This is a genomic window from Streptomyces sp. SCUT-3 (genome assembly GCF_014083985.1).
Lineage (GTDB): Bacteria > Actinomycetota > Actinomycetes > Streptomycetales > Streptomycetaceae > Streptomyces_H > Streptomyces_H thermolineatus.
The window spans coordinates 5638998-5655664 of record NZ_CP046907.1; the positions used below are offsets into that span (position 1 = coordinate 5638998).

The window sequence follows — 16667 nt, forward strand, 5'->3', positions numbered from 1 at the left end:
ATTGTCCGACTGGCTGGTCATCACCCTGTCGGAGCAGTACAAAGAGAACCGTATCTCACCTGTGAGATACGGTTCTCCCATGACTGACGATTACCTCGCCCGCATCGGCTCCCTCATCCGGGACGCGCGCAAGCACCGGAGCCTGACGCAGGCGCAGCTCGCAGAAGCCCTGGGCACCAGCCAGAGCGCGGTCAACCGCATCGAGCGCGGCAACCAGAACATCAGCCTTGAGATGATAGCCCGCATCGGTGAGGCGCTGGACAGCGAGATCGTCTCCCTCGGCTACGCCGGGCCGATGCACCTGCGGGTGGTCGGCGGACGCACCCTGTCGGGCAGCATCGACGTCAAGACCAGCAAGAACGCCTGCGTCGCGCTGCTGTGCGCCTCCCTGCTCAACGCCGGCCGCACCGTCCTGCGCCGGGTCGCCAGGATCGAGGAGGTCTACCGCATCCTGGAGGTCCTGGCCAGCATCGGCGTGCGCGCCCGGTGGATCAACGACGGCAACGACCTGGAGATCGTCCCGCCGCAGCGGCTGGACCTGGCGGCCATGGACACCGAGGCCGCCCGCCGCACCCGCAGCGTCATCATGTTCCTCGGCCCGCTGATGCACCTGGAGGACCGTTTCCGCATCCCCTACGCCGGGGGTTGCGACCTGGGAACCCGCACCGTGCAGCCGCACATGAACGCGCTGCGCCACTTCGGCCTGGACCTCACCGCCACCGCCGGCACCTACCACGCCGTGGTCGACCGCACCGCGTCCCCCACCCGCCCGATCGTGCTGACCGAGCGCGGGGACACCGTCACCGAGAACGCCCTGATGGCCGCCGCCCGCCACGAGGGCACCACGGTCATCCGCAACGCCAGCTCCAACTACATGGTCCAGGACCTGTGCTTCTTCCTGGAGCGCCTCGGCGTGCGCATCGACGGCATCGGCACCACCACGCTGACCGTGCACGGCGTCGGCCGCATCGAGCGCGACGTGGACTACGCGCCCTCGGAGGACCCGGTGGAGGCGATGAGCCTGCTGGCCGCCGCCGTGGTCACCGGCTCGGAGCTGACGATCCGCCGGGTCCCGGTGGAGTTCCTCGAGATCGAGCTGGCCGTCCTGGAGGAGATGGGCCTGGACCACGACCGCGGGCAGGAGTACCCGGCCGACAACGGCCGCACCCGCCTGGTCGACCTGACGGTGCGCCCCTCCAAGCTCACCTCGCCGATCGACAAGATCCACCCCATGCCGTTCCCCGGCCTGAACATCGACAACGTGCCGTTCTTCGCGGCCATCGCCGCCACCGCCCAGGGCTCGACCCTCATCCACGACTGGGTCTACGACAACCGCGCCATCTACCTCACCGAGCTGACCCGCCTCGGCGCCGCGGTGCAGCTGCTCGACCCGCACCGCGTGCTGGTCGACGGCCCCACCCGCTGGCGGGCCTCCGAGATGATGTGCCCGCCCGCGCTGCGCCCCGCGGTCGTCGTGCTCCTGGCCATGATGGCGGCGGAGGGCACCTCGGTGCTGCGCAACGTCTACGTCATCAACCGCGGCTACGAGGACCTGGCGGAGCGCCTGAACTCCGTCGGCGCCCGCATCGAAACCTTCCGCGACATCTGAGCCGCCCGCACGGAAACCACCCGCACGGCCCGTGCCGTGCGGGTGTCGGCGGCGTCGACGCCGGGGAAACGGGAGCGGACGGCAAGGTCACGACTCAGTACGATGAACCACTCCGCGCGGCCCGCGGAGCACCGAGTCGCGAGGGAGACGAGATGCCGGACCGGGACGAGGGCGGCACCGGCAAGCACCCCCGCCGGCGCGGCCAGGGGGAGCTGGAGTCGCAGGTGCTCGCCGCGCTGCGGCGGACACCGGGACCGGCCACGGCCGCTCAGGTCCGCGAACGGCTCGGCGGCGACCTCGCCCACACCACCGTGGTGACCATCCTGACCCGCCTGCACACCAAGGGCGCGGTCGGCCGGGAACGGGCGGGCCGGTCGTTCCAGTGGACCGCCCGGGCGGACGAGGCAGGGCTCGCCGCGCTGCGCATGCGGAAGGTGCTGGAGGCCGAGGCGGACCGGGGCGCCGTCCTGGCCAGCTTCGTCACCGCCCTCTCCCCGGGGGACGAGCGGACCCTGCGCGACCTGCTGGCCCGGACGGCCGACGAAACGGAGGACTGACCGCATGGGGGTCTTCGTCTTCCTGCCGCTGGTGCTGCCGCTGACGGCCTGGCCGGTCGCGCGCCTGGCCGAGCAGCACCTGCACCCGCGCACCGCCACACGGCTGCTGTCGGCCGCCGCCGGAGTGCTCGCGCTGTGCAGCACGCTGTGCCTGGGGCTGCTGATGGTCGTCGGCACCGCACAACTGCCCGGCAACCCCCTGCCGGACGGCTGGTCGGACCCGGAGGTGCGCGAGGCGGTGCCGTACGACGAGGTCGCCGGCCGGGCCGCGATCCCCGCCCTGCTCGCGGTGCTCACCGCCTGCGTCCTGGCCGGGGCGCGCCACCGCCGGACGCGCCGCCGCGCCGCGCGGGCCCTGGCGGGACTGCCCGCCACGCCGGTGGTGGTGCTGCCGGACGGCGCGCCGTACGCGTACGCGCTGCCGGGCGGCGGGCGCGACCGGATCGTGGTCACCACCGGGATGCTCGCCGCGCTGGAGGGGGGCGAGCGCCGGGCGCTGTTCGCTCACGAACGCGCCCACCTGGCCGCCGCCCACCACCGGTTCCTGCTGGTCGTGCGGCTCGCGGCCCTGGCCAACCCGTTCCTGCGGCCCCTGCGGACCGCCGTGGTCTACACCGTCGAACGGTGGGCGGACGAGGAGGCGGCCGCCGCGGTCGGCAGCCGGCGCACCGTGGCGCGGGCCATCGGCAAGGCCGCGCTGGCCTCCCGGAGCGCGGCCGGGACGGGGCCCGCGGGCTTCGCCGGGCTCGCCTTCGCCGGGCTCGCCGGCTTCGCCTTCGCCGGGCCGGTGCCGCGCAGGATGGCGGCCCTGCTCGACCCGGCGCCCGCCGCGCGCACCTGGCCGTCGGTCTTCACCACGGCGGGGCTGGCGGTCTGGGGGGCCGCGGCGGGCACCACCGTCTCGGCGCTGTCCTCCGCGAACTCCGCCGTCACCCTGTTCCTCGTCCTGAAGGCCGCGACCCCGCTCTGAGCCCGCTCCGGCCCTGCCCGGGGCCCGCCCCCGGCAGGCCCCGGCCTCCGCCCGGCGGACTTCGTCCCAACCACCTCCGCCTCAGCGGCGGGCCTTGAACTGCTCCAGGAGAGTCACGCCCACGGCGGCCAGTGCGATCTGGATCAGCCACTCGATCCAGTCGACGCCCTTGGTGTTTGCCACGCCCAGTCCCGCCGCGACGGCGGTGCCCAGCAGGGCCGCGACGATACCGACGGCAATGGTCCACAGCACGCCGATGCGCTGACGGCCCGGCAGGACCAGGCGCCCCAGGACGCCGATGATCACACCGATCACGACGGCGCTGATGATTCCGGAGATCTCCACGGTCTTCCTTCCGACGCTTCCCGTCCTGTGCCTGCCCGCCCCGTGCTCCGCCACGCACCCGGCCCCGTGCGGGGCCGGGCACGCGGCGGGGAGAGGGCGTGAGGGTCTCAGCCCTCGTCGCCGCCGTCCTCGTCGTCGCCCTCGAAGAAGTCGCCGACCTCGTCGACGATCTCGGCGGCGACCAGGCCGCCCGCCACGCCGACGGCCAGGCCCGCCGCGCCCGCGGCGATCGCGGTGCCCGCTCCGGGGCCGGAACCGTGGCCGTGGTGCCCGTGGTGTCCGTCGTGTCCGTGGTACCCGGCGTGGTGCCCGTCGTGGCCGTACGCGCCGGGGGAGTACGCGCCGTGGGCGGGGCGGTGCTCGACGAGCCGGCGCACCCAGGAGCCGACCTCGGCGTCCCAGTCGCGCTGCGCGACGTCGTGGTGGGCGACGGTGAACCGCATCACCGAGTCGTGGCCCCCGGTGAAGAGGCCGCCGCGCTTGTCCGCCTCCAGTACGACCTCCAGCCCGGCGGGGCCGGCGAGGAAGGTCACCTCGATCTCGTTGACCGCGTGCGCATACTGCGGCGACGGGGTGAGCTCGATCTCCTGGTAGAAGGGCAGCTGCTGGCCGGTGCCGGGAATGTGCCCGTACTCCAGGTCGGCGCACCTGAACCCGAAGCCGAGCCTGCCGAAGGCCTCGAGCACGGCCTCCTGGGCGGGCAGGGGGCGCACCGCGAGCGGGTCCAGGTCGCCCTTGTCCCGGGCGGCGGCCACCGCCAGTTCGGTGCGCACCCCGAGCACGATGCCGAGGTTCTGGCCGTACAGTTCGGTGACCGGGGTCTCCCAGGGCAGCGTCACGGAGAACGGGACGCTGCGCCGCTCGCCGGCGGGGAGGCGGAAGCCGCCGCCGACGGTGAACCGCCCGAAGGAGACCGTGCCCTCGGCCTCCCCGCCGTCGTGCTCGGCCTCGACCCGGGCGACCAGGTCGAGGGAGATCTGCTCGATCGTGAAGTCGGCGCCGCCGCCCTCGAGGTGGACCTGTCCGGTGAGGGCCCCGCCGGGCAGGACCGCGCCCGGGTCGAGGACCGTGTCGACGGTGGGCCCGCCCACGCCGAGCGAGCCGAGCAGCCGTTTGAACACCATCGTGGCGTTCACTCCTTCTGTGTGCGTGTGGTTCCGGGGCGGGGCCGGTGCGCTCCTCGGACGCAGAACGCACCGGCCCCTGGAAGCGGTGCTACTTGGCGGACGTGTCCAGCGCGGCCAGGGCCTGCGCCCAGCGCGCGTACTTCAGGTCGGCCAGGTCGGCGACCGTTTTGACGCCGAAGGCCTCCTCGAGGAGTGCCCCGCCCCGGTCGGAGACCCCCTTCAGCGCGGAGACGGGGGCGGCGAGTATCTCGGGCAGCGTCTTGTCCGCCCATGCCTTGTCCAGCACCTTGTCCAGGTCGATCGACGCCATGACGGTCCTTCCGGGGACGAATGCGAAAGAGAGAGGTGCGGGCCGGGGCCCGGCCGGGCCGGACGACCGCGTCCCGCAGGACGGCAGGGGAGGCCCGCACCGCCCTCGCTTGTTTCTACAGACATGTAGAAGCATAGGGGTGGGGCCGGGCCCGCGGGCGCCGTACCCCCTCGCCCGGCGGGAAACGTCCGAAAATCCACGCCCCGGAGTGGTAGGACCCGGGCCCCGCCCGGCGGGACGGCCCCCGCCCGGCGGGACGGCCCCCCGCCCGGCCGCACACCCGGACGGGTGCCTGCCGGCCGCCGCGCGCATCCGGACGCGGGGGCCGGGGTAGGCGGCCGCCCACACGGAGGCAAGGGCGGAGGGCGGACGATGGCGGACCGGGGACTGGTGCTCCTGGCGGCCTGGGCGCAGCTGGCGCTGCTGCTGGCCGTCGGCGCCTACTTCGTGCTCAGGGGCCGGTGACGGTGCGGGGCCGCCGGGTGGCCGCGGTCGCGGCCCTGCTGGTCCTGGTGCCGGCCGCCGGCTGCGCGGGCCCGTCCCGCACGGGCGAGGACTACCGGAACAAGGCCGCCAGCACGGCCGGGGCGGCGGCCTCCGCCGTGAACACCGCCCTGATCGGCGTGCGCGCCGCAGGGGACGGCAGGGTCACCGGTCCCTACGTCTCCGTCCTGCTGGGCGACGCGGAGACGGACCTGCTCGCGGTGCAGCAGACCTTCGAGTCCCGGCAGCCGCCGGACGAGGCCTCCGACGCCGTCCGCGAACGGCTCGGGAAGGCCCTCGGAAAGGCGGCCGACGCGCTGGCGGCAGTGCGGATCGCGGCCCGCCGCGGTGAGGTCCGCGAGCTGCCGGAAACCGGCCGCGACCTGCCGGCGGCCGCCGAACGGCTGGAGCGGCTGGAGAAGGAGATGTCCTCGTGAAGCGGCTCCTGGCCGTGACGCTGGGCGTCCTGACCGCGATCGGCGGGTTCGTCGACATCGGCGACCTGGTGGCGTCGTCCCTGGTCGGGGCCCGGTTCGGGTTCTCCCTGGTGTGGGTGCTGCTGCTGGGCGTGGTCGGGATCTGCGTGTACGCGGAGATGGCCGGCCGCGTCGCCGCGGTGGCCGGCCGCCCCACCTTCGACCTGGTGCGCGAGCGGCTCGGCCCCCGCGCGGCCCTGGTCAACCTGATCGGCTCGCTGCTGGTGACCGCCCTGACCCTCGCGGCCGAACTCGCCGGCGTGGCCCTGGCGATCGAGCTGATCAGCTCCGTCACCTACCTGCTGTGGCTGCCCGCGGTACTCCTCATGGTGTGGCTGGTGATCTGGCGGACCCGGTTCGAGACGATGGAGCGCGTCTTCGGCCTGGCCGGCCTGGCGCTGGTCGTCTTCGTCGTCGCGGTCGTGGGGCTGGACCCGTCCTGGAGCGGCATGCTGGACCGCGCCCTCCACCCCGAGGTGCCCGGCGGGGAAGGGGTGCCGACGTACCTGTACTACGGCATCGCGCTGTTCGCCAGCGCCATGACCCCGTACGAGGTGTTCTTCTTCTCCTCCGGCGGCATCGAGGAACGCTGGGGCCGCAAGGACCTCGCCGTCGCGCGGGCGAACGTCTTCGTCGGCTTCCCGCTCGGCGGACTGCTGTCCCTGGCCATCATGGCGGCGGCGGCCCTGCTGCTGCACCCCGCCGGGGTGGAGGTCGGGAACCTGTCGCAGGTGGTGCTGCCGGTGGCGGTCCCGCTGGGCAAGGCCGGGATCGCCCTGGCGATCCTGGGGATGTTCGCCGCGACCTTCGGCGCGGCGCTGGAGACCGCGCTGTCCTGCGGCTACACGACGGCCCAGTACTTCGGCTGGAGGTGGGGCAAGGCGGTCGCGCCGCGCGCCGCCTCGCGGTTCCACGTCGTGGTCGCCACGGCGCTGGTCGCCGGGACGATGCTGGTCCTCACCGGGATCGACCCGGTCAAGGTCACCGAGTACTCGCTGGTCTTCGCCGCCGTCGCCCTCCCCCTGACCTACCTGCCGATCCTGGTCGTGGCCAACGACCCGGAGTACATGGGCCGGGCGGTCAACGGCCGCCTGGCCAACACCATGGGCGTCCTGTACCTGGCCGTCGTGCTGGTCGCCGCCACCGCCGCCGTCCCGTTGATGATCGCGACGAAAGCAGGGCAGTGATGAACCCTCAGGAGGACACCGGCGCCCGGGACGGCGGCGCGTCGAACCGCCGTCCCGGCCGCGCCTACAGCGCCCACTTCCACCTGCTGGACCGGCAGGTGGTGGACCGGGAGGGGAGGCCGGTGTGCAAGGTCGACGACCTGGAACTGGCCCACGACGAGCACGGACGGCCGTACGTGACCGCCCTGCTGGCCGGCCCGGCGGCCCTCGCCCCGCGGCTGGGCGGGCTGTCGGCCCGGTGGCTGGCGGCGGTCCAGCGCCGCATGAGCGTCGGCGGCGGGGGAGGGCCCGCCCGCATCGACTTCGGGCGGGTCACCGGGATCGGCCCGGTCCTCACCGTGGACCTCCCCGAGGGTGCCGCGGGCGTCCACGCGCTGGAGGACTGGATGCGGGACGAGATCGTCGCGCGCCTGCCGGGGGCCGGCCGTGCGTCTGGCTGACCTGATCGGCGCCCGCGTCGTGGATCCGGCCGGGCGCGAGGTCGGGCACGTCAGCGACGTCCGCCTGGTCGAGGAGCGCGTCCCGGGGGAGGACGCGGCCACGCGCCTGCGGGTCGACGGCCTGGTGGTGGCCGTCCGCCGCCGCAGCCGCCTCCTCGCCTACGACCACCGGCCCGTCCGGGCCCCGCTGCCCCTGGCGTTCCTGGCCCGCCGCGCCGCCGCCCGCGCCCGGTGGGCGCCCTGGCACACCGTGGCCGGGCACCTGCCGCCCGCAGCCGTGGGGGAGCGGGGCACCGTCCGCCTGGACCGGGCCGCCGCGGACCTGCCGCTGCTCGGTGACGTCCACGAGCGGTGGACCCGCTGAACCGGGGCAGGCGCATCGACGGGGCGGCCGCCGGAACCGGCGCCCCGGGCAGCAGGCAGGGACAGCGCAAGGGACAGTGCAGCAGGCAGGGACAGTGAGGAGGCGGAGGACCGTGCGAGCAGTGACCGTCCGCCCGGCGCACTCCGGGTCGCTGGAGGTGCGCGACGTGCCCGACCCGGTCCCGTCCGCCCGCGAGATGCTGGTGGACGGGCTCGCGGTCGGGGTCTGCGGAACCGACAAGGAGATCGTCGCGGGCCGCTACGGCTGGGCCCCGCCCGGCAGCGGGCGCATGGTCCTGGGCCACGAGTCGCTGGGCAGGGTGCGCCGCGCGCCGGCCGGCAGCGGGTTCGCGGCCGGGGACCTGGTGGCGGGGGTGGTGCGCCGACCGGACCCCGTGCCGTGCGGGGCCTGCGCCCGCGGGGAGTTCGACATGTGCCGCAACGGCCGCTACACCGAGCGCGGCATCAAGGAGCTCGACGGGTACGGCGCCCGCTCCTGGACGGTGGAGACGGACTGCGCGGTCCGGCTCGACCCCGCCCTGCGGAGCGCCGGCGTGCTGACGGAGCCCACGTCCGTGGTGGCCAAGGCGTGGGAGCAGATCGAGAGGGTCGGGAGCCGGGCCTGGTTCGAACCGCGGAGGGCACTGGTGACCGGCGCCGGCCCCGTCGGCCTCCTGGCGGCCCTGCTGGGCACGCAGCGCGGGCTGGAGGTCCACGTCCTCGACCGGGTCACCGGGGGGCCGAAGCCCGGCCTGGTCGCCGGCCTCGGCGCCACCTACCACACCGAGGACATCGACCGGGTCACCTCCTCGGTCCGCCCGGACGTCGTCGTCGAGGCCACCGGAGCGGGCAGCCTGGTGTTCGGGGCCGTGGCCGGGACCGCCCCCTACGGCATCGTCTGCCTCACCGGCGTCTCGCCCGCGGGCCGCCGGATGTCCGTCGACGCCGGGCTCGTCAACCGGGAACTGGTGCTGGAGAACGACGCGGTCGTCGGCTCGGTCAACGCCAACCTGCGGCACTACCGCCTGGCCGCCGAAGCCCTGGCCGCGGCCGACCCGCAGTGGCTGGAACGGATGATCACCCGGCGGGTGCCGCTGGAGCGGGCCGCCGAGGCGTTCACCGCGCAGCCCGACGACGTCAAGGTCGTCATCACCCTCGACGACCCCCGCTGACCGGCCGAGGAGCGCGCCCGTGCCCGCCGACATCGAGGACTACGCCCTGCTGGGCGATCTGCACACCGCCGCACTGGTGGGCAGGGACGGCTCCGTCGACTGGCTGTGCCTGCCGCGGTTCGACTCCCCGGCCTGCTTCGCGGCCCTCCTGCACGACGAGACCGCCGGGCGGTGGCTGCTGGCACCGGCCGACGGGGGGCCGTCCACCGCCCGCCGGTACCGCGGCGACTCCCTCGTCCTGGAGAGCGAGTGGCGCACGGCCGACGGCGTCGTCCGGGTGGTCGACTTCATGCCGCCGCGCACCGGGGCGCCCCACCTCGTCCGCCTCGTCGAAGGGGTGTCCGGCCGCGTGACGATGCGGACGGACCTGCGGCTGCGCTTCGACTACGGGCACATCGTCCCCTGGGTCAGCCGCACCGGGAGGAGCTCACCGCCGTCGCCGGGCCCGACGCCGTCTGGCTGCGCACCCCCGTCCGGCTCCGGGTCCACGGGCGGGGCGCGGCCGTCCACGGCGAGTTCGCCGTCGAGGCCGGGCAGTGCGTCGCCTTCGTCCTGACCCGCACGGCCTCGCACCTGCCCCGCCCCTCGCCCGTCGACCCCAAAGCGGCGCTCGCCGACACCGTGCGCTTCTGGACGGACTGGATCCGGGACTGCCGCTACCGGGGCCGCTGGCCGCAGGCGGTGCACCGCGCGCTGATCACCCTCAAGGCGCTGACGTACGCGCCCACCGGGGGCGTCGTCGCGGCCGCCACCACGTCCCTGCCCGAGCAGCCGGGCGGGCCGCGGAACTGGGACTACCGCTACTGCTGGCTGCGCGACTCCGCCTTCACCCTGCAGGCGCTGCTGGGCACCGGGCACGTCGGGGAGGCCCGCGCCTGGCGCGAGTGGCTGCTCCGCGCGGTGGCCGGCGACCCGGCGAACCTCCAGATCATGTACGCCCTCGACGGCACCCGCCGGATCCCCGAGACGACCCTGGGCTGGCTGCCCGGCTACCGGGGCGCCGCGCCGGTGCGCGTCGGCAACGCGGCGGCCGACCAGTTCCAGCTCGACGTGTGGGGCGAGGTCCTGGACTGCCTGCACCTGGCCCGGGAGACCGGGATGACACCCACCGAGACCGCCTGGGACCTGCAGTGCGCCCTGCTCGAATACCTGGAGGGGCACTGGGACGAGCCGGACAACAGCCTGTGGGAGGTCCGCGGCCCGCGCCGCCAGTTCGTCCACTCCAAGGCCATGGCCTGGGCCGGCCTGGACCGTGCCGTGCACGCCGTGCGCGCCCACGGACTGCCCGGTCCCGCGGCGCGGTGGGCCGCCCTGCGCGACAGGATCCACGACGAGGTCTGCTCCCAGGGCTTCGACACCCGGCGCAACACCTTCACCCAGTTCTACGGATCCCGGGGGCTGGACGCCGCGCTGCTCCTGCTGCCCCGCGTCGGCTTCCTGCCCTGGAGCGACCCCCGCATCAGGGGCACCGTCGACGCGGTGCGGCGGGAACTGTGCGAGGACGGCTTCCTCCTGCGGTACCGGCCGCAGGCCGACGGCAACGTCGACGGGCTCCCCGGCGAGGAGGGGGCGTTCCTCGCCTGCACGTTCTGGCTCGCGGACGCCCTGCACTGCACCGGGCGCACCGAGGAGGCCGAGGAGCTGTTCGAGCACCTCCTGGAACTCCGCAGCGACCTCGGGCTGCTCAGCGAGGAGTACGACACCCGGGCCCGGCGGCAGGCGGGCAACACGCCCCAGGCGTTCAGCATGGTGGGCCTGGTCAACACCGCCCGGCTCCTGAGCGGCGCGCCGACCGGCACCGGCGCCTCCTGACCCGGCCGGCGCTCCCCGGCCCGGTCGGCGTCCCCTGACCCGGCCGTCGCCGTCGCCCCCTGACCCGGCCTGCACCGGGAGCGGGCACCGGACGCACCGGACATGACCCCGCCGCCCCGCGGGCAGCCGCAGCGGGGGGAGGGGCCGCTTCCGCGGCTCCCGGAGACGACTGCGGCCCGCTGCGCCCGGCGCGGGCGCGGCGGGCCCCGGGCGTGACGAGGAGGGCGTGTACACATGACGGGTCCGGTGGACGCGGGCCGCGCGGTCCGGCGGCGGGCGGGGCAGGTGTGCCGCCACCTGGGGCGGGCGGTGCGCAGGCCCGGGGACGAGCGCGACGACGTGCTGCTGCAGGCCAAGGCGGTCCTGGCGGTCGTGGCCGCGTGGTCGCTGGCGTCCTGGCTGCTGCCGCCCGGCGTGACCACGTTCGCGCCGTTCACCGCGCTGCTGGCCCTGCAGGGGACGGTCTACCGCTCGCTGTGGCAGTCGCTGCGCTACATGGGGGCGGTGGTGGTGGGCGTGGTCCTGGCGGCCGGGTTCGGCACCACCGCCGGGGTCCACGCGTGGAGCCTGGCCGTCCTGATGGTCTTCGCCCTGGCGGCGGCCAGACTCCAGCCGCTCGGCGCCCAGCGCACCCAGGTGCCGGTGACCGCGGTGTTCGCCTTCGCGGCCGGCGGCGGGCAACTGGACTACAGCCTCCACCTGGTGGCGGCCGTGGTGATCGGTGTCGGCTGCGGCCTGGCCGTCACCGTGTTCTGGGCGCCGCCGACGCGCTACCGCAGCGCCGCGGAAGCGGTCGACCGGCTGTCCTCCGAGGTGTGCGGACTGCTGTCCGACATCTCCCGCACCCTTCGCGAGACCACCCCCGGCGAGCGGGAGGCCCGGGAGTGGGCGGACCGCGCCGCGCGCATCGGAACCACCGCGCGGCGCGCCCGCGAGACGGTGGAGAGCGGCGAGGAGAGCGCCAGGCTCAACCCCCGCCGCGTCCTCAACGGCGGGCGGCGCTCCCTGGAGGACCACCACGCGGTGATCAACACCCTCGAACGCGTCGGCGCCCAGGCCCAGTCCGTCGCCCGCGGCCTGTCCTACGCGGCGGGCAGCGACCACTACGACGCGCTGGCCCGCGACTTCCTCACCGGCTACGCCGACCTGCTGGCGGACACCGCCGCCGCAGCGAGGCGCTTCGGCCGGCAGGACCGCGACGGCTCGGTCCCGGACGACTCGGAGCCAGGCAGCGCGGCCCCGGGCGGCGCGGCCCCGGGCGGCGCGGAGCGGGACGGGCTGCGGGAGAGCGTCGAGGGGGGCCGGCGCCGCTACCGCGACCTGGCCGCCCGCAACCGGCGCGAGAACCTCGACGCCCCCGGCGAGTGGCCGCTGTACGGCGCCCTGCTCACCGACGCCCACCGCATCCTCGACGAACTGGACCGCCCCGACCTCGTCCCGGCACGTTCCTGACGGCACGGGGGCGGGCCCTGCCCGTGCGCCGGTTCAGGAGCGTGCGCCGGTTCAGGAGGCGATGAGGGCCTGGGGGGCCGCCTGCTTGATCCGGGTGCTCAGCCACAGCAGCTGCCTGCGGGTGTCGGCCCGGCAGGAGCCGGCCACGTCGATCAGCTCGCGGTCCCGCGCCCCCTGCGCGGCCTGGGCCAGGACGGTTCAGGTGATGTCGACGAAGGACGCCAGCACGTAGAGGTCCTGCAGGTCGCGCAGCAGCCCGACGCCGCCCGAGCGGGTGCCGGCCAGCCCTTCGGCGTGCAGCCGTTCGGGCTCGTCCTCCCGCTGCTCGCCGTACCTGTCGGCGACGGGCGCCAGCTTCCCGACGTGCCCGTCACTGGCTTCCGCCAGCACGGTGCAGACGGCGTGGACGTCGGGTTCGGCCCTGTGCTCCCGGGCGACCTGGCGGAAGGAGTCCGCCAGCGTCCGGGACGCCGCGTGCTGCAGGCCCACATAGGTTGCGAGGTGCATGGTCAGCCCTCCGTGCCGGTGGTGGACGAGGACGGGGCCCGTCCCCCGCCGGGCGGCGGCTGCGGCGGGGGCGGTGCGGCGGCACCCACCCGCCCGGACGCCGCGGCGTCCGGGCCGCCGACGGTCTCCGGGACGCCGGCCGGGTCGGCGGGTGCGGACGCGGTGGTGGTGGGGGCGGGGGAGGGGCCGGAGGCGTCGGACACCTTCGTCACCCGGGCGGCGCCCACCTTGAACAGCGGCTGCTTCGACACCGGGTCCCACTCGGTGAGCGTCATCTCGTTGGCCGCGCTCGGCGGCTGCCCGTCCGGGGAGGCGCCGTCGGTCCCGGGCCGGTCCCAGTAGCCGTAGTGGAACGGCACGAACACCACCCCGTCGCGGCCCCGGCCGATCCGGGCGGGGGCCTCCACCGCGCCGCGGGGCGACTCCACCCGCACGACGTCGCCCTCCCGCACCCCGAGCCGGGCCCCGTCGCCGACGGACAGCTCCACCCACGCCCACGCCCGCGGCGCGGCGCAGTTGACGGGACCGGCCGGTCTTGGTGCGGGTGTGGAAGTGGTAGGCGGTGCGCCCGGTGGTGAGGACGAACGGGTACTCCTCCCGCGGGGGCTCCGGGGGCGGCAGGTAGGGGACGGCCTTGAGGAACGCCCGCCCGTCGGGGCGCCGGGCCCGGTAGGCCTCCTCGCCGATCGACCCCCCGGTGAGCAGGTCGTGGCCGTAGGTCTCGCAGGTGTCGGGGCGGGTGGGGAACTCCGCGTCCGCGTAGAGGCGTTCGGTGCCGCTCGGGGCGTCCGCGCCGGCCGGCCACTGGATGCCGCTGCCGCCGCGCAGCTTCTCGTACGACAGCCCGGTGTAGTCGACCGGCCGTCCGCGGGTGCACTCCTTCCACGCCTCGAACGCCCCTTGCGGGTCGGACCACTTGACCAGCGGGGCGCCGTCCTTGTCCCGGAAGTCCATCCGCCGGGCGTAGCCCAGCCAGATGTCCAGGTCGCTGCGCGCCTCCCCGGGCGGGTCGACCGCCTTGTCCGACAGGTTCACGGTGCGGTCGACGTTGGTGAAGGTGCCCTGCTTCTCCCCCCACACGGCGGCGGGCAGGACGACGTCCGCGCAGCGGGCCGTCTCGGTGAGGAAGCCGTCCTGCACGACGGTGAAGAGGGAGTCCTTGCCGAGGATCTCCCGGATGCGGTGCAGCTCCGGCAGGGAGACGGCCGGGTTGGTGCCGGAGATCCACAGGAACCTGATCGAGCCCTGCTCGCAGTACCGCCAGATCTGCATCGCGTGCGTCGGCGGCGCCCAGTGCGGGACGACCACCGGGTCCACGTTCCACAGGTCGGCCAGTTGCCGCACGTGCTCGGGGTTCTCCCAGTTGCGGAAGCCCGGCAGGTCGCCGTCGGCGCCGCACTCGCGGGTGTTCTGCGCCGTGGGCTGCCCGTTCACCTGCAGGACCCCGCAGCCGGGGCGCCCGATCAGGCCGCGCAGCAGGTGCAGGTTGTTCACCGAGCAGGAGGCGGCGGTGGCCTGGTGGGACTGGTAGAAGCCCTGCAGGACGGTGGACAGCACCCGCTCGGAGGTGCCGAAGACCTCCGCCGCGCGGCGGACGTCCTCGGCCGGGACCCGGCAGATCCGGGCCACGTGCTCGGGCGAGTAGGGCTCGACGGTGGCCTCGAGCTCCTCGATGCCCAGGGTGTGCCGCGCCACGTACTCCTCGTCCGTCCAGCCGTTGCGGAGGACCTCGCGGACCAGGCCGTTCATCAGGGCCTGGTTGGTGCCCGGCAGCGGCGCCAGGCGCACGCCGCCGGTCTCCCGGGCCGCCCCGGCGACCTTGGTGGTGCGGGGGTCGACCGCGACGATCCTCGGCGGGTTCGGGCCGTGGATCCGGTCCAGGATCCGCGCCCACAGCACGGTCTGGGTCTCGGCCATGTTGTGCCCGAACAGGAAGACGGCGTCGGTGGCCTCGATGTCGCCGTAGCTGCCCGGCTGCCCGTCGGAGCCGAAACTCTCCTTCAGCGCGGCCGCGGCGGTCGCGGTGCACAGCCGGGTGTTCCCGTCCATGTGGGGGGTGCCCAGTCCGGCCTTCCCGATCACCGCGAGGGTGTAGTACTCCTCCAGGAACAGCTGGCCGGACGTGTAGAAGCCGTGGCTGAGCGCGCCGGCGTCGGTGGCCAGCAACTGCCGGGACCGCTCTGCGATCCGGCCCATCGCGGTGTCCCAGTCGCTCTCCACCAGGTTCCCGGAGGCGTCGCGGACCAGCGGGCGGGTGAGCCGGTCGGTGCGGTTCCACTGCCAGGAGCCGTACAGCCCCTTCGGTCCCAGCCGGCCGTGGTTGACCGCGTCGGCCGCCCTGCCGCGGACCCCGACCATGCGGCCGTCCTTGACCGCGATGTCGCAGCCGCAGCCGTTGCTGCACAGCACGCACGCCGACTGCACCCACCGGTCCACGTCCTCCTCGGCCACCGAGGGGTCCAGGTGGCTGTCGACCCGCACCGGCCACGGGGTGTCCCTGGCGTGCGGGGTCCGGGTGCCCCGGATGTCCGCGCTCCGGTCGCCCACGGTTCGTCCCTTCCGGCTCCGCGCCTGTCCCGTCCGGCTCCGCGCCCGCCCGTTCCGGCTACGCGCCCGTCCGGCGCCGCGCGCTGGGGGCGCATACCCGGGGGACGCCGCCCCAACCGGTGGTGCGGGGCGCCCCGCGCGGGGGCGCCCCGGGGCCGCGGTCCCGGACGGTCAGCGCAGGTTGAGGAGCACGCCGTTGACGATGGCCGCCTTCACCCACCGGGCGGGCGCCCCGGTGAGCACCGCCGGCCGCATCGAGTCGTCGGCGCGGACCGTCTGGACCAGCCCGTCCCGGCGGCCCAGGCTCAGGCACTGCAGCACGTACCGGAACCGGAACGGCCCGGCCGCCCTGCCGCCGAGCACGTTGCCCACGTGGACGCCCATCGGCTGGGCGGTCGCGCACCCCGCCCGCAGCCTGCCGACGCCCGGCACGGTGACCGCCGCCGCGTCACCGACGACGTACACCCCGGGGTGGGAGACCGAGCGCAGGTGCCCGTCCACGACGGCCCGCCCGTCCGGGGCCACCTCCAGGCCCGCCTCGGCGGCCAGGGGGTGCGGTTCCAGCGACGCGGCCCAGACGACCACGTCGGCACCGACCGGCCCGCGCGAGGTGTGCAGCCCGTCCGCGTCCACCGCGGTGACCTCGGCGTGCTCCTCCACCCGGACGCCGAGCCGCTCCAGCACCCGCAGCACGTGGGCCCGCCCCCGCTCCGACAGCCAACCGCCGGCCTCCCCGGCCGTGACCAGCCGCACCCGCCACTGCGGGTGCGCCTCGGCCAGCTCCGCCGCCAGTTCGATCCCGGTCGCGCCGCCGCCCACCACCGCCACCGTGCCCGGACGCTCCGCGCCGCCGATCCGCCGGGCCAGCTCGTCCGCCCTCTCGGCCGGATAGGTGTGCTCGGCCGCGCCGGGCACACCGTGCCAGGCCGTGCGGCTGCCCAGGGCGTACACCAGGGTGTCGTAGCCGACGGCCGGGCCCTCCTCCACGGTGACCTTGCCGCCTGCCGGGTCCAGCCCGGTGACACGGGCCCGAAGGTGCGTCACGTCGCGTCCCCGCAGCAGGTGTGCGATCGCCGGCCGGCGCCCGGGGAGGCCCGCCGCTGTCTCGTGGCTGCGGACCCGGTGCAGGAAGTGCGACTCCGGCGCGATCAGGGTCACCCGGTGGCGCCGGCCGGCCCGGGTGGCCGCGGCCAGGCCCGCGTATCCCGCGCCGACCACCACGATGTGCTGTCCGTCCATGTCGTTCTCCTCCGAGGCCGTCTCCGTGCTTCGAGAAGAGGACGGAACAGGCGGAGGCGGTGTGACGGTGA

General features: G+C 75.2%; 14 protein-coding genes and 2 pseudogenes. 10 read left to right on the forward strand and 6 right to left on the reverse strand.

Going from position 1 to position 16667, the window contains the following annotated elements; translation table 11 throughout:
• Window positions 1-79: 79 nt before the first annotated feature.
• The 3 genes from GQS52_RS24900 (at window position 80) to GQS52_RS24910 (ending at window position 3136) form a co-directional block, all read left to right on the forward strand.
• Entirely contained in the window at window positions 80-1609 is a 1530-nt protein-coding gene (locus GQS52_RS24900; RefSeq protein ID WP_182315711.1) for a UDP-N-acetylglucosamine 1-carboxyvinyltransferase, read from the forward strand.
• Between the two features lie 152 nt (window positions 1610-1761).
• Window positions 1762-2166, forward strand: a complete 405-nt coding sequence (locus GQS52_RS24905; RefSeq protein WP_182315713.1) for a BlaI/MecI/CopY family transcriptional regulator — start codon at window positions 1762-1764, stop codon at window positions 2164-2166.
• 4 nt (window positions 2167-2170) lie between these two features.
• Entirely contained in the window at window positions 2171-3136 is a 966-nt protein-coding gene (locus GQS52_RS24910) for a M56 family metallopeptidase (RefSeq protein ID WP_182315715.1), read from the forward strand.
• An 81-nt stretch (window positions 3137-3217) separates the two neighbouring features.
• Here the strand turns inward: GQS52_RS24910 and GQS52_RS24915 are convergent, their stop codons facing one another.
• The 3 genes from GQS52_RS24915 to GQS52_RS24925 form a co-directional block, all read right to left on the reverse strand.
• Window positions 3218-3481 (reverse strand): GlsB/YeaQ/YmgE family stress response membrane protein, encoded by a 264-nt coding sequence (locus GQS52_RS24915; RefSeq protein ID WP_182315717.1) that lies wholly within the window; start codon window positions 3479-3481, stop codon window positions 3218-3220.
• A 107-nt stretch (window positions 3482-3588) separates the two neighbouring features.
• Window positions 3589-4605, reverse strand: coding sequence for a sporulation protein (locus GQS52_RS24920; RefSeq protein ID WP_182316715.1), 1017 nt, complete (start codon window positions 4603-4605; stop codon window positions 3589-3591).
• 91 nt (window positions 4606-4696) lie between these two features.
• Window positions 4697-4918, reverse strand: coding sequence for a hypothetical protein (locus GQS52_RS24925; RefSeq protein ID WP_182315719.1), 222 nt, complete (start codon window positions 4916-4918; stop codon window positions 4697-4699).
• Window positions 4919-5379: 461 nt separating this feature from the next.
• Between GQS52_RS24925 and GQS52_RS24930 the strand changes: the two genes are divergently transcribed.
• The 7 genes and pseudogenes from GQS52_RS24930 (at window position 5380) to GQS52_RS24960 (ending at window position 12303) form a co-directional block, all read left to right on the forward strand.
• Complete coding sequence (locus tag GQS52_RS24930; RefSeq protein WP_182315721.1) at window positions 5380-5838, forward strand: hypothetical protein; 459 nt, start codon at window positions 5380-5382, stop codon at window positions 5836-5838.
• Window positions 5835-7064 carry a divalent metal cation transporter gene (locus GQS52_RS24935; protein WP_182315722.1) on the forward strand — a complete coding sequence of 410 codons (1230 nt, stop codon included), beginning with the start codon at window positions 5835-5837 and terminating at the stop codon, window positions 7062-7064. Before GQS52_RS24930 ends, GQS52_RS24935 begins: the two co-directional genes overlap by 4 nt.
• A complete protein-coding gene (locus GQS52_RS24940; RefSeq protein WP_182315724.1) occupies window positions 7064-7504 on the forward strand; it encodes a hypothetical protein in 441 nt (146 codons plus the stop codon). The genes GQS52_RS24935 and GQS52_RS24940 overlap by 1 nt, the downstream gene beginning before the upstream one ends.
• Complete coding sequence (locus GQS52_RS24945) at window positions 7491-7868, forward strand: PRC-barrel domain-containing protein (RefSeq protein WP_182315726.1); 378 nt, start codon at window positions 7491-7493, stop codon at window positions 7866-7868. The genes GQS52_RS24940 and GQS52_RS24945 overlap by 14 nt, the downstream gene beginning before the upstream one ends.
• A gap of 112 nt (window positions 7869-7980) precedes the next feature.
• Entirely contained in the window at window positions 7981-9039 is a 1059-nt protein-coding gene (locus tag GQS52_RS24950; RefSeq protein ID WP_182315728.1) for a glucose 1-dehydrogenase, read from the forward strand.
• 19 nt (window positions 9040-9058) lie between these two features.
• Window positions 9059-10851, forward strand: a pseudogene (locus GQS52_RS24955) (glycoside hydrolase family 15 protein).
• 234 nt (window positions 10852-11085) lie between these two features.
• Window positions 11086-12303 (forward strand): aromatic acid exporter family protein, encoded by a 1218-nt coding sequence (locus GQS52_RS24960; RefSeq protein ID WP_182315730.1) that lies wholly within the window; start codon window positions 11086-11088, stop codon window positions 12301-12303.
• A gap of 198 nt (window positions 12304-12501) precedes the next feature.
• Here the strand turns inward: GQS52_RS24960 and GQS52_RS24965 are convergent, their stop codons facing one another.
• From GQS52_RS24965 to GQS52_RS24975, 3 genes and pseudogenes are all read right to left on the reverse strand, one after another.
• Complete coding sequence (locus tag GQS52_RS24965) at window positions 12502-12810, reverse strand: hypothetical protein (protein ID WP_220472800.1); 309 nt, start codon at window positions 12808-12810, stop codon at window positions 12502-12504.
• A gap of 2 nt (window positions 12811-12812) precedes the next feature.
• Window positions 12813-15357: pseudogene (locus tag GQS52_RS24970) on the reverse strand (molybdopterin-dependent oxidoreductase).
• Window positions 15358-15528: 171 nt separating this feature from the next.
• Complete coding sequence (locus GQS52_RS24975) at window positions 15529-16596, reverse strand: FAD-dependent oxidoreductase (protein ID WP_182315732.1); 1068 nt, start codon at window positions 16594-16596, stop codon at window positions 15529-15531.
• Between the last annotated feature and the right edge of the window lie 71 nt (window positions 16597-16667).

What these genes read in the sequence shown, in the direction of transcription:
- GQS52_RS24960 (WP_182315730.1), top strand. Translation starts at nt 11,086, where the DNA reads ATGACGGGTCCGGTGGACGCGGGCCGCGCGGTCCGGCGGCGGGCGGGG.
- GQS52_RS24975 (WP_182315732.1), bottom strand. Translation starts at nt 16,596, where the DNA reads ATGGACGGACAGCACATCGTGGTGGTCGGCGCGGGATACGCGGGCCTG.
- GQS52_RS24900 (WP_182315711.1), top strand. Translation starts at nt 80, where the DNA reads ATGACTGACGATTACCTCGCCCGCATCGGCTCCCTCATCCGGGACGCG.
- GQS52_RS24905 (WP_182315713.1), top strand. Translation starts at nt 1,762, where the DNA reads ATGCCGGACCGGGACGAGGGCGGCACCGGCAAGCACCCCCGCCGGCGC.
- GQS52_RS24910 (WP_182315715.1), top strand. Translation starts at nt 2,171, where the DNA reads ATGGGGGTCTTCGTCTTCCTGCCGCTGGTGCTGCCGCTGACGGCCTGG.
- GQS52_RS24940 (WP_182315724.1), top strand. Translation starts at nt 7,064, where the DNA reads ATGAACCCTCAGGAGGACACCGGCGCCCGGGACGGCGGCGCGTCGAAC.
- GQS52_RS24965 (WP_220472800.1), bottom strand. Translation starts at nt 12,810, where the DNA reads ATGCACCTCGCAACCTATGTGGGCCTGCAGCACGCGGCGTCCCGGACG.
- GQS52_RS24920 (WP_182316715.1), bottom strand. Translation starts at nt 4,605, where the DNA reads ATGGTGTTCAAACGGCTGCTCGGCTCGCTCGGCGTGGGCGGGCCCACC.
- GQS52_RS24925 (WP_182315719.1), bottom strand. Translation starts at nt 4,918, where the DNA reads ATGGCGTCGATCGACCTGGACAAGGTGCTGGACAAGGCATGGGCGGAC.